Genomic DNA, 11733 nt, shown 5'->3' with positions numbered 1-11733 from the left:
GTGCACTGGCAGGGCGCGCCGCCGCGCACTCCCCACGATGGTAGCACGGCATCGAAATTCTTGCGAGGACATTTCTCCGTCCCGGGGCCCGGCACCGCGTCAGCCACCGCGCCGCAGCGCTGGCGGAATTTCGGCGAGAACGTTTCTCCCACGCCCACCGTGCCGACAGCAGGAAGACCACCCACCACAGAAGACCACCCACCACACAGGTGACACTGTCGAAATTCCTGCGCCAACGTTTCTCCGCACCCGGATCCGGCCGCCGGCGCTGCGAGCAGGGCACCGTGTGGGCAGTTGGATTTTCCCCGCGACCGGTTCCCGGGATCGCGTCCGGGGCGTCGGCGGCGGCCAGCGGTGCGCCACGGCCTCGAGCTACGCACGGGAACGTATCACGTTGTCAAGTCAGGGTGTCGACCCGCGGTCGCGGCGTCGGGCGGCTCCCGGAAGAGGGAGTCGAAATACGGCGGCCGCCCGTGGGCGGCCGCCGTACGCGCGCATGTCCTGGCTGGACAGGCCGGCCGTCAGGTTCCCTGGCGTGCGGGGCTCGTCGACGGCGTGAACACCCGTCCTGGCCGCCACGGTGTGCCCAGCATCGGCAGCAGGAAGTAGTCCAGCCCGATGTAGCCGGCGATCTTCCACGCCAGCACCAGCAGGATCGCCAGGACGAACAGCACCGGGTTGGTGCTGGCCGTGCCCGCCATCATGAAGTTCCAGTTCATGAACGCCCCGACGAAGGCGCTGATGCCGGTGAAGACGCCCAGGACCAGGGCGATCCCAACCAGCAGCTCGCCCCAGGCCACCAGCTTCGCGAACCAGGTGTAGCTCTCGGTCGCCAGCAGGTAGTTGATGAAGTCGCGGTACCAGTCGAAGGCGATGGGCGGCCGTCCCCGCGCCGGGATCTGCACGGCGCGCTCCCAGAACGCCTTGAGGGCAGCCCCGGTGACGACCCAGTCCGGGTCGTTGACCTTGTGCAGGGCGGCCTCGATCCACTGCCAGCCCAGCCAGACGCGCACGAGCAGCCACACCCAGGCCATCTTGACGTTGCTGAAGAGCAACGTGGCCAGCGGGGGATCCTGGATCTCCGTCCGGCCGATGGTGACCTTCGCCATTGCCCTCACCTCCCGTCTGGCAGCGTACGGGGCGGCCCGGGGTGCCGGTATCGGGCGCCAGGCCGATTTTCACGCCGGCGCGACTCCAGCCAGGACCCGATGTGCACTCCGGCCGCCGACGGTATTCTAAATTGAAGAAGGGGTCGGTGTCCCGGGGAGGGATGCACCGTGCTGGAGGACCTGATCGGCCGCATCGCCCGCATCGAGGAACAGGCCACCGTCAAGACCGTCTTCGGCGACCCCATCCGCGCCGACGGCCGCACGCTGGTGCCGGTGGCCAGGGTGACGTACGGGTTCGGGTTCGGCCTGGGCCGCAACCAGGAGAAGGACGACGGGGAAGAGGAAGCCGGCGAAGGCGGCGGTGGCGGTGGCGGTGTCGCGGTGCGTCCGATGGCCGTGCTGGAGATCACCGAGGCCGGCACCGCGGTCCGGCCCATCGTGGACGTGACGCGGCTCGCCCTGGCCGGCCTGGCGCTGGTGGCCTGGAACGTGTTCTGGATCGCCTACACGGTGCGGGCCGTGGAGCGCGCCCGCGCACGGCGGGCGTGAGGCGCGCGCCTGGGGCCGCGTAAGGGCTGGCGGCGCACCTCACGGACCGGACTCATGTCGCGCGTTCCTTGGTGGCACGCGCCAGGTCCAGGCGCTGCAGGTGCGCCAGGGCCGGGAGCTGCGAGAGCAGCATCACCACCACCACGGCCGCGGTGGCCAGCCCGTAAGTGCGCGGCGCGATCACGATCTGCATCGAGAACAGTGCCATCTGCTCCTCGGTCTGCGCCGCGCGGAAGAACGCCTCGGTGAGCGCCCGTCCTGCCGGCAAGCCCAGCAGCACGCCCGCGGCGGCGATCAGGAGGTTCTCGGCGGTGATCCACGCCACGATGCGGGCACGGCTGACCCCCAACGTCCGCATGGTGGCCACCTCGTTGGTGCGCTCGAGCACGTTCATCGTCACGGTGTTGAACGTGATGGAGAACGCCAGGGCCATGCCGAAGACGGACATGGCGGTGTAAAACCGTCGCGCGAACGCCATGAGGTCCGCGAGCATCCGGCGGAAGTCGGCTTGAACGTGCACGGCGCCAACGCTCGGGAGGGCGGCCAGCCGCTGTCTGATCTCCCGCAGGGCGCGAGGCGCAACTTTCACGCGCACGCTGGTAACGGCCCCGGGCGGCATGCCCAGCGTCTCCCCCAGCAGCTGGCGTACCCGGTCCGCCGGCAGGTAGGCGATGGTGCCCACGGGCTGCCAGACGAACCCGGCCACGCGCGCCGCGTGCACCGGGCGGGTACGGTGCGGAACGCGCGCGAGCGGCACCGTCACCTGGACGACGTCGCCTGCTTCGACGCCGAGCGTGTCCCGCAGCGTCTGCCCGAAGAGCAGCCCGTGGGGCGAGGGGCGCACGGGCCTGCCGCCGTCGTCGGCCAGACGCTGGAGTCGGGTGCCCGGCTCCAGACCCACCAGCAGGGCGGCGTAGGTCCGCGGGCCCTTGCGGAACTCCACCGGGACCTCCAGGGTCCCTTCGGCCCAGAGCACGCCCGGCCAGCCACGGATGCGCTCGACGAGGCCTCGGTCCTGGTAGTCCAGGAACTCCGCGCGGACGTCGTCGGCGGCGCTGCCCAGGAAGAGGTCGAGTGCCGCGGTGGAGGAGTCTAGCAGGCCCTGCGCTACGATGATCAGCGACATGGCGGCCACCACGCCGAAGATCGTGGAGAGCGTGCGGCGGGGCTGGCGGAACAGGCTGCGCACCGGCAGGCGCCATGCCAGTCGTATCCGGCGAAGACCGGGCAGGAGCCGGTCCAGCGGGAGCACGCGGGCCGCCGCGTCCGTGGGCTCCACCAGGGCCTGCGCCGGCCGCACCCTGGCGGCCGCGCGCGCCGGGACGATCCCGGCCAGCACGCACGTGCCGGTGCCGATCAGCCATCCCGCGGCCAGGACGGTCCATCGCAGCGGGGTCAGGACGACCGGGGTTTGCAGGAACGTGGCGTACCAGTGGGTGGTGACGCGCGCCAGCAGGTGGCCCAGCACGCTGCCGGCCAGGCCGCCCAGCGCCCCGACCACGGCCGCCGCTGCCAGGTAGTGCAGCACCACCCGCGGTGCCCCGACCCCCAGGGCGCGCAGCAGGCCGATGATCGGCCGCTGGGCGTGCACCATGCGCCACAGCAGCATGTACACCGTGGCCCCCGCCACGCTCAAGAAGAGCAGCGGGAAGAGGGTGGCGAACGCCTGGAAGCCCCGCAGGTCCTGGTCCAGCAGCTGGTAGCTCGGTTGCTCCTCCCGGGGCACCGGCGCCTCCGGGTGGTAGGCTCGCAGCAGGCGGGTGGCTTCGCGCATCGCTGCCGGCCGCCGGCGCGGGTCGTCGACGCGCACGCGCAGCTCGTTCACCAGTCCCGGCTTTCCCACCATCGATGCCAGCACGTCTTGTGCGACGAACATCACGCCGAACGTCTCCGGGTACGGGAGGATGTCTTGCGTGCTGCGGACCACGAAGAAGTACTCCGGGCTCTGCACGATCCCCACCACGCGCATGCGGACGCGGGCCGCGCCCCGCACGACGTCGATGGTGGCCCCCGGGCCCAGGCGGTGGTGGCGCGCAAAGCTCGCCTCGAGCAAGACCTCCCGCGCGGTGGCGCTGCGCAGGTACCGGCCAGCCACGAGGTGCAGGTCGTTGACCAGGGGGCGGCGGTTCCCCGGCACCGTCACGAGACGCCCCACGAGCCGGCGGGTCGCCGTCCGCCCCGGCAGCTCGATGGCCACGTCTTCCACCAGCCGGCCCTCGACGGCCGCCACGCCGGGGACCGCGCGGAGGCGGTTGGCGACCTGCGCGGGTGCCGCGTGGACGGCGACGCTGAAGTCCTCGAAGCGCAGCCGGGCGTAGGAGAAGGCGTACGAGGCCGCCAGGTTGCGGTACGAGGCGAAGGACGCGACGAAGAACGCCACGCCCCACGCTACCATCGTCGCCACGGCCAGGTACTGCCACCGCGCTGCCCGGAGGTCCCGGAGCAGCTTGCGGGCGAGGGCGGGGATGGTCACCACCGCAGGGTGCTAACGTCCGCCGGCGCCGAGTTGCGCTCGACCGCGTCCACGCGACCACTGCGCAGCCGCACCACCAGGTCCGCGACGGGGGCCAGGGCGGTGTTGTGCGTCACGAGCAGCACCGTGCGTCCCTCGCTGCGGTTCAGATGCCGCAGCAAGCCCACGATGCGCCGCCCGGTCTCGGCGTCCAGCTCGCCGGTGGGCTCGTCGCACAGCAGGATGGTGGGGTTCTTGACGAGCGCACGCGCGATCGCCACCCGCTGCTGCTCGCCACCCGAGAGTTCGCCCGGGAAGTGGTCCGCACGCTCGCGCAGGCCGACCGCGGCCAGCACCTCGTCCACGGACCGCGGCGCGGGGACCAGTTCCGCCGCCAGCTCCACGTTCTCCCGCGCCGTGAGGGTGGGAATCAGGTTGAAGAACTGGAAGACGAAGCCGATCTTGTCACGGCGGTAGGCCGTCAGGGCGTCGTCGTCGTAGGTGGCGATGTCGATCCCGTCGACGACGACGCGGCCGCTGGAGGGGCTGTCCAACCCGCCCACCAGGTTCAACAGCGTGGTCTTGCCCGAGCCGCTGGGTCCCAGGATCACGACGAAGGCCCCGGCCGGGACGTCCAGGTCGACGTCGTGCAGGGCCCAGACCTCGACGGCGCCCGTGCGGTACACCTTGGACACCCGCTCCAGGCGCACCAGGGGGGCCGCCACCGAGGCGCTGCCTGTGTGCGAGGCCGCCATGAGGACCGGTGGCGCGGGGCTACGGGCCCACGGTGCCGACGACGCGTACGCGGCGGCCATCGACCAGCCGGTCCTTCCCGTCGACCACGACCAGCTCGCCCTCCCGTAGCCCGCCGGTGACCTCCGCCAGCGCCACGGTCGCATACCCGGTGTGGACCTCGCGCACCCGCGCAATGCCCCGCTCGACGACGAAGACCACGGTGCGGTCCTCGCGGAAGGCCAGGGCGTCGGCGGGTATCACCAGCGCCGAGGGCACCACGGTGGCCGTCCCCTCCACGTCGGCTTCCAGCCCCGGGGTCAACGCCGGCGTGTCGAGGAGCCGGACCTTGACGCGGACGATGCGCGTGCGCAGGGCCAGGTCGGTGCGGGTCCGGGCGGCCGGCGCCAGGTCCGTGACGCGACCCCGAAAGCGGCGACCCGGGTAGGCCGGCACCGTCACCGTGACCTCCAGGCCCACGCGGACCTTGGTGGCGTCCTCGTCGGTAACGTCGGCGTCGACCCACACGTCCCGGGGATCCACCAGCGTGATCACCGGCGTCGTGGGCGAGACGATCTCGCCGACGTCTACGGCGACGCTGGCGACGACCGCGTCGAAGGGCGCACGCACGCTGGCGTCTGCCAGGAGCGCCCTGGCGCGGACGAGCGTTGCCCGCGCCTGGGCCAGACGGGCGTGCGCTGCAGCCACGTCGGCCTGGCGCAGGCCGACCTCGCCCCGGGCGGTCAGGGCGCGCGCCAGCGAGGCCCGCGCGGCGTCGGCCGCCGCGCGGGCCTCGGCGATCTCCTCTCGCGACGCCCCGGCCGCGAGGAGCGCCACGGTCTGACGTGCGGCCTCCTCCTGTGCCGCCGCCGCCTCCAGGCGTGTCAGCGTCTCGTCGAGCTCGGCCCGCGCGATGGCTCCGGCTGCGTACAGCGCCTGTGCGCGCCGCGCGGCTGCCTCGGCTGCCTGCCGCGCTGCGCGCGCCTGCGCGAGCTGCTGCTCGGCCCGGGCGATCTCCTCGGGACGCGTGCCGGCCAGCACCCGATCCAGTCGGGCGGTCGCCGCGGCCAGCTGTGCCCGCGCCTGCGCCTCCTCGGCCGCCGCGCGTTCCCGGGCCAGTGCGAGCGCCATCCTGGCCTGCTGGCGCGCGGTCTGGGCCGTGGCCACTGCGGCCAGAGCTTCCTCGACGCCTGCCTGGAGCTCGCGATCGTCCAGGCGCAGGAGGGGTTGCCCGGCCCGCACCGCCTGGCCTTCCTGCACGAGGATGGCGGCGATCCGGCCGGCTAGCTTCGGCGCGAGATGCACGGTGCGCGCCTGCACGATGCCGTCGGCGATGAACGACGCCGCGAGCGGTTGACGTCGGACCTCGCCGACAACGACCGGCACGGGGCCCGCGCGCGCCTGCCAGTCGCGGTAGACGAGCGCGCCTGCCGCCAGCAGGAGAACCGCGAGCACCGTCACGCGTCGTCGCATGTGGTGGCGGCCCGGGAAAACGAGGTCGTCATATGCCGGATCCCTCTGCAGCGTAGACGGCCCGGTGAGCGCTGCCCATCGGGCCCCCAGCCGATTCCGCGGCGGCCCGGCGCGCCGGGCGGCGAGTCCATGCGCTCGTGCACACCGCTCACCGGGAGGGACCGCGTGCGCGGCGAGTCCAGCCGTCGCCCGTTGCGTGCAGGCCCCACTGCCCGTTCAGGTCCTCAGGTGCACCGTGGCCAGCGCGGCCATCCCGGCCAGCACCGCTGCACCCTGCACGGCGAGGATCGCGCGCCGGAACGCGGGACTGCCGAGCCAGGCGGCGTAGGCCGCCTTGGCGACCGTGTTCGACAGCACCGCGAGGGCGATGGCGCGCGCAGCCAAGTCCGAACGCAGGTCACCCCCGGCGGCGCTCGCCAGCGCCAGCGTGATGGCGTCCACGTCAGTGAGACCGGCGAGCAGGGCTGCAGCAGCCACGCCCCACGCCCCCGTGTACCGCGCCGCTGCCTCGACCGCGAGCAGCACCAGCGCGTAGAGGGCGGCGAAGCGCATCGCGTGGGACAACCGGAACGGGCTCCCCAGGCCCGGCGCGCCGGCGCGGGCCGGCGCTGGCCGCCGCGCCAGCGCCCCCACGACCGCCCCGCCGGCGGCCAGCGCCGCGCCGAGGAACGGGAGCAGCAGCGGCAACACTGCCGGCCCGGCGACCGCCGCGAGCACGCCGACGCGCACCAGCATCACCAGCGACGCCAGGCCCGCGGCGGCCGCCAGCGGCACGGCGCGTACCGGCTCCTCACGGGAGCGCGTCGCCAACGACACCGTGACCGCCGTGCTGGAGACCAGGCCGCCCAGCAGCCCGCTGGCGTACAGGCCACGCGCCTCGCCCCAGATCCGCATGCCGACGAACGCGACGAACGACAGCCCGCAGACGAGCACCACCATGCCCCACAGGTGACGGGGGTTCCAGACGCCCCACGGACCGTACCGCGCGTCGGGCAGCAGCGGCAGCACCACGGCCGCGATCACGGCCAGCACCAGCGCCGCCTGCACCTCGTCACGGCTAAGCCCGCGGGGAAACGCCTCCAGGCGCTCCTTGGACGCCAGCAGCACCGTCATGCCGATGCCCAGCACGGCCGCCAGCAGCAGCGCGCCGGCGCCCGCCAGCACACCCACCCAGTAGGTGGCGAGCGCGGCGGTCTCGGTGGTCGTGCCGATGTCGCGGCGACTGCTGCGCAGGTACGAGACGACGACCAGCGCGGCCACCGCCGCGAACCCCGCAATGACGGCGGACCCGATCTGGCCCGACGCCAGGGCCACGACCGCGCCGAGCACACTGAACAGCGGGAACGTCCGCACCCCGGCGAACTGCGGCGAGCCGGTGCCCTCGGCGCGCTCACGCTCGATGCCGATGAGGCCGCCCAGCGCGGCCGCGACCACCAGCCGCAGGAGGACGACGTCGGTCCCGATGGCCGGTTGAAAGACGTCGTGCCCGCCGGTCACGGGCGGGGTTTAGGCGCCGGCGGCCTGGTGCCAGCGCCAGGCGACGTAGAGGGTGTACGCGGCCAGCGCCCCCAGGGCCAGGCCCGACAGCACGCCCGCTCCCAGCAGGGTCCAGCGCACGACGGGCGGGAGCACTCTCATCACGGTCTCCTCCCCTCGGTAGGATGTGGCTGGTGGGCCAGCGGTCGGTCGACGCCACTGCGCCCATGCCGAACAAGAGACGCTCCCATGCTTCCATTAAACCACGGCCGGGAGACCGTCGCCCTCGGCTGGCCGCCCGATTTCTCGCCGGAGCGTCGTGCGTGGTCGCGCCGCGTACCACCCCGGAGCCCAGCGCTGGTCGATCGCTGCCGATCCACGGGCGCGTGGGGCAACCGACTGCGTGGCGGGTCGTGGCCAGTCGAGTTTCTGCCGATCCACGGACGCGTGGAGCAACCGCTGCCGCGCGCGCCGACCGCCAGCTGCCGCACCATGGGCGCGTGGGCCGAACGAGTTGCCGGTACGCACCTGGCCGCTGGCCATCGAGACGAGTCGGTGGAGCACCGGCAGGGTCCGGACCTGCCGGCGCTGCGGCGTGGCCGGCCCCCTGTGGCGGCCGGCGCCAGCCCGTGCCATGCTGGAGGTGAGCCTACGGATCCCTCAGCCGGGAGAGGAGGTGCCTTGTGACCTGCCGGGAGCGCCTGGAGCAAATGTGCAGGGAGGCCGGGGTGGCCTACCGCGTCACGCCGCACCCGCCGGCCTTCACCGCGCAGGAGATCGCGGCCGCCGAGCACGTGAGCGGCTACGAGGTCGCCAAGGTCGTGATGGCCACCGTCGACGACCGCCTGGTCATGCTCGTACTGCCCGCTCCTTACCGGGTGGACCTGGTGCGTCTCAAACAGCAGCTCGGTGCCGGGACGGTACGCCTGGCGCACGAGCGCGAGTTCGCCGACGTCTTCCCCGACTGTGAGGTCGGCGCCATGCCGCCGTTCGGCCACCTCTACAACGTGCCCGTCTACGTCGACCGGGCCCTGACCCGTAACCGCGAGATCACCTTCAACGCCGGCACGCACCGCGAGACCATGACCATCGCCTACGCCGACTACGAGCGGCTGGTACGGCCCACAGTGCTCGAGTTCGCGCAGGGGCCACGGTGAGGGCACTGGTGTCAGACGTCAAGAGGCGCCGGCCGCCACCTTCCGTGCCGTCCTGGCTGGTGTGCGGAGGGCGCAGGCTGGGGTGCCGTAGCTCTCGCTGACCCGACACCGCGTCGCTGGGGAACGAGGGCCGGCCGTGTCACGGCCAATCACGGCCCCAGTTTGGCGACCGACCAGATCCTGCGGTCGTCACTGAGGGTCGTCACTGAGGCGGGACGGACCCGTCAGGATCGATCGCTCCTGCGTGATGTCGGGCTGCGGGGGCGACCTCCAGAGGGAGGTGGCCCGTGCGCTGCTCGGCGCGGCTGCGCACGAGCGCGAGCACGCGATAGACGGCGTGGATGAACTTCCCGTGGGCGGCGGTGACGTACAGGCCCGCCACGGTCCCGAGATGCACGGCGAGCGTAACGCCCATCAACGGGGTCTGGCGGAGGAAGAGCGTCAGCATGCCCGTCACGTTGGTCATGCCCAGGGCTATCAGGAAGACGTAGTCGCTCCCCAGGGTCTCGGCGGCCGCGGGCGCCTGGTCGCTGTGACGTTTCTGCTGCCACAGCCCCAGACACCCGGCGATCATGGCCACGCCGCCGGCGCTGCCCAGGAGGACCGGCAGGCTGACCACAGGGTAGGGTGGGAGCCTGCCGAGCAGTTCCTGATAGATGGCCGCCGACGTCGTGGATGCAAAGGCGGCGAGGAACCCGTAGAACACCAGGCCGTGGGAGATCCGCCGGCTCTGGGAGGGGCGTTCGGTGGGATACGGGCACCCGGCGTCGCCTCCGCCAAGCCACCGCAGCCGGAGGACGTCCCACGCAGCCAGGCCCAGCGCCCGGGCCTGAACGCGCATCGCGCCCGTGGTGGACTCACGCCAGAAGCGCACGCCGGCGATGGCCCACACGGCCATCCAGTAGCCGCCCAGCCCCAGCCCCACGACCAGCATGGCCCAGTGGGGAATCACGCGGTAGAACGCGCCCGGACCGGTGTGGACCTGGAACAGCCGCTCGCCCGCGAGCCAGGCGGCCCACAACGTCACCAGCAGCGCCACCCCGGCGGCGACGACCGCCGCGGCCGTGGACCGGCTGTGCAGCTGGCCCAGGACCGCTGGCCACGTGTGACGTCGATACGTGTCGGTGCGCACCGCCGCCAGCGTGCGGGGAAGGTTGACGGCGAACGGGTGCGGCGGCGCGTACATGCACGCGTAGTAGCAGGCGCGGCAGTCGTGGCAGAGGCTGGCGAGGTAGGCGATGTCGCCTCCTGTAAACGTCTGGCGCAACTCCAGAGCGGGGAAGACGGCGCAGTACCCCTCGCAGTAGCGGCACGCGTTGCAGATCGTCAGCTGCCGCGTGGCCTCGCGCGCCAGGTCAGGGTCACGCATGGGCGGCGGCGTGCGTGCCCGCGATACGGCCGAACACGGTCCCGATGGTCATGCCGATGCCCGCCAGGTACCCGCGGGTCAGGATGTTGCCTGCCATGATCTCCCCAGCGGCGTAGAGGTTGTGGAAGGGCACCCCGTCCTGACGCAGGACGCGCGCGGCGGCGTCCACGGCTACCCCCATGTACGTGAACGTGACCCCGGGGCGCAGGGGGAACGCGAAGAACGGCGGGGTCGCGACGGGCAACGCCCAGTTGCTCTTGGGCGGATCCAGGTTCCGCGTGCAGGCCCCGTCCAGCACGTCGGGCACGATGCGGGTGTTGTGGGCAGCGGCGCGGTTGAACTCCTCGATGGTGCGCACCAGCGCCTGCCGGTCGACGCCGAACTGCGCCTCGAGCTGGCCGGCGAGCTCCACCAGCGAGGGGGCCGTGATCGGTGGGAACAGCGGGGGGATGAAGCGGCGGATCGCCCGCGCGTCGAGCACCACGAACGCGATCTGATCCGGCTGCTGGGCGATGAGCTTGCCCCAGATCGCGTACCGCTTGGGCCAGAGTTGTTCGCCCTCGTCGTAGAAGCGGTGGCCGAGGCGGTTGACGACGATGCCGAAGGGGATCGCGTCGACCCGCGTCACGATGCCCCCATCGTACTTCGGGGCGCGGGCGTCGATGGCCACCCCGTGGAACTCCCGCGGATCGCCCGCGCAGCGCGCGCCGCAGCGCAGCAGCAGGCGCAGCATGGCACCGTCGTTGTACGGCGTCCCGCGCACGAGGAAGTTGTGGGCCGCCGGACCCCAGTACTCGGCCAGCCACCCGAGATCGGCCTCGAAGCCGCCGGTGGCGATGACTGCTGCGCGGGCGCGCAGGACAGTGCCGTCGGCGAGCCGGACCCCCTCCAGGCGGCGCCCGTCCAGGAGGAGGTCGGTCACCGCCGTCTCGTAGCGGATCCACACGCCCAGCCGCTCGGCGCGCGCGTAGTACGTGTTGAGGAGCGCTTTCCCCCCGCCCAGGAAGAAGAGATTCGTGCGGTGCAGCGCCAGGGTGCCGGCGAGCGGGGGCTGCCACCTGACCCCCTGCGCCGCCATCCAGTCCGGAACCGTCGCCGACTCCCTGACGAGGAGCCGGGCCAGGTCGTGGTTGGTGGCGTGCCCGGTGACGCCGAGGAGGTCGTCGAGGAACTCCTCTTCCGTGTAGACGCCGGTCACGTAGGCGTGGGGCGCGTCGTGGGCGCACCGCAGGTTGCGGGTGTGGCGGCTGTTCCCCCCGCGCATGTGCTGCGGTGCCCGTTCCAGGACGGCGACGGTGGCGCCGCGCGCCCGGGCCGCGAGCGCGGCGCACAGGGCCGCATTTCCGCCCCCGGCGACGACCACGTCGACGTGGCTTGAGGCCTGTGCCGTCATGGGCGGCACGCGCCGGCTCGCGC

General features: G+C 72.7%; 10 protein-coding genes. 2 read left to right on the top strand and 8 right to left on the bottom strand.

Annotation, left to right across the window (positions count from 1 at the left end; genetic code table 11):
* Window positions 1-521 precede the first annotated feature (521 nt).
* Complete coding sequence (locus tag QN157_03120) at window positions 522-1109, bottom strand: DoxX family membrane protein (protein MDR7554576.1); 588 nt, start codon at window positions 1107-1109, stop codon at window positions 522-524.
* A 168-nt stretch (window positions 1110-1277) separates the two neighbouring features.
* On the opposite strand from QN157_03120, the gene QN157_03115 reads away from it, so the two are divergent.
* Window positions 1278-1658 (top strand): spore germination protein GerW family protein, encoded by a 381-nt coding sequence (locus QN157_03115; GenBank protein ID MDR7554575.1) that lies wholly within the window; start codon window positions 1278-1280, stop codon window positions 1656-1658.
* A gap of 52 nt (window positions 1659-1710) precedes the next feature.
* On the opposite strand, the gene QN157_03110 is transcribed toward QN157_03115, so the two are convergent.
* From QN157_03110 to QN157_03090, 5 genes are all read right to left on the bottom strand, one after another.
* Window positions 1711-4131: an FtsX-like permease family protein gene (locus QN157_03110; GenBank protein ID MDR7554574.1), complete on the bottom strand. Its 2421-nt coding sequence runs from the start codon at window positions 4129-4131 to the stop codon at window positions 1711-1713.
* The gene (locus tag QN157_03105) at window positions 4128-4835 is read right to left on the bottom strand and encodes an ABC transporter ATP-binding protein (GenBank protein ID MDR7554573.1); all 708 of its coding nucleotides are present in this window, start codon (window positions 4833-4835) and stop codon (window positions 4128-4130) included. The genes QN157_03110 and QN157_03105 overlap by 4 nt, the downstream gene beginning before the upstream one ends.
* Before the next feature lie 49 nt (window positions 4836-4884).
* A complete protein-coding gene (locus QN157_03100) occupies window positions 4885-6297 on the bottom strand; it encodes an efflux RND transporter periplasmic adaptor subunit (protein MDR7554572.1) in 1413 nt (470 codons plus the stop codon).
* Between the two features lie 234 nt (window positions 6298-6531).
* Window positions 6532-7812, bottom strand: coding sequence for a DUF4010 domain-containing protein (locus QN157_03095; GenBank protein ID MDR7554571.1), 1281 nt, complete (start codon window positions 7810-7812; stop codon window positions 6532-6534).
* 9 nt (window positions 7813-7821) lie between these two features.
* The gene (locus tag QN157_03090; GenBank protein ID MDR7554570.1) at window positions 7822-7953 is read right to left on the bottom strand and encodes a hypothetical protein; all 132 of its coding nucleotides are present in this window, start codon (window positions 7951-7953) and stop codon (window positions 7822-7824) included.
* 566 nt (window positions 7954-8519) lie between these two features.
* Here QN157_03090 and QN157_03085 point away from each other — a divergent pair.
* On the top strand, window positions 8520-8948 hold the full coding sequence (locus QN157_03085) for a YbaK/EbsC family protein (GenBank protein ID MDR7554569.1): 429 nt from the start codon (window positions 8520-8522) through the stop codon (window positions 8946-8948).
* 202 nt (window positions 8949-9150) lie between these two features.
* Here QN157_03085 and tcuB read toward each other — a convergent pair whose 3' ends face one another.
* On the bottom strand, window positions 9151-10317 hold the full coding sequence (gene tcuB / locus QN157_03080; protein ID MDR7554568.1) for a tricarballylate utilization 4Fe-4S protein TcuB: 1167 nt from the start codon (window positions 10315-10317) through the stop codon (window positions 9151-9153).
* A complete protein-coding gene (gene tcuA / locus QN157_03075; protein ID MDR7554567.1) occupies window positions 10310-11710 on the bottom strand; it encodes an FAD-dependent tricarballylate dehydrogenase TcuA in 1401 nt (466 codons plus the stop codon). The genes tcuB and tcuA overlap by 8 nt, the downstream gene beginning before the upstream one ends.
* Between the last annotated feature and the right edge of the window lie 23 nt (window positions 11711-11733).

The sequence above is a fragment of the Armatimonadota bacterium genome, assembly GCA_031459855.1.
GTDB classification, from domain to species: Bacteria; Sysuimicrobiota; Sysuimicrobiia; order Sysuimicrobiales; family Humicultoraceae; genus Fervidifonticultor; species Fervidifonticultor primus.
This window is presented reverse-complemented; position numbering and strand designations above follow the sequence as displayed.

Bases quoted from the DNA above. Each gene is read 5' to 3' on its own strand.
- QN157_03120 (MDR7554576.1), bottom strand. From the start codon at position 1,109: ATGGCGAAGGTCACCATCGGCCGGACGGAGATCCAGGATCCCCCGCTG.
- QN157_03090 (MDR7554570.1), bottom strand. From the start codon at position 7,953: ATGAGAGTGCTCCCGCCCGTCGTGCGCTGGACCCTGCTGGGAGCGGGC.
- tcuB (MDR7554568.1), bottom strand. From the start codon at position 10,317: ATGCGTGACCCTGACCTGGCGCGCGAGGCCACGCGGCAGCTGACGATC.
- tcuA (MDR7554567.1), bottom strand. From the start codon at position 11,710: ATGACGGCACAGGCCTCAAGCCACGTCGACGTGGTCGTCGCCGGGGGC.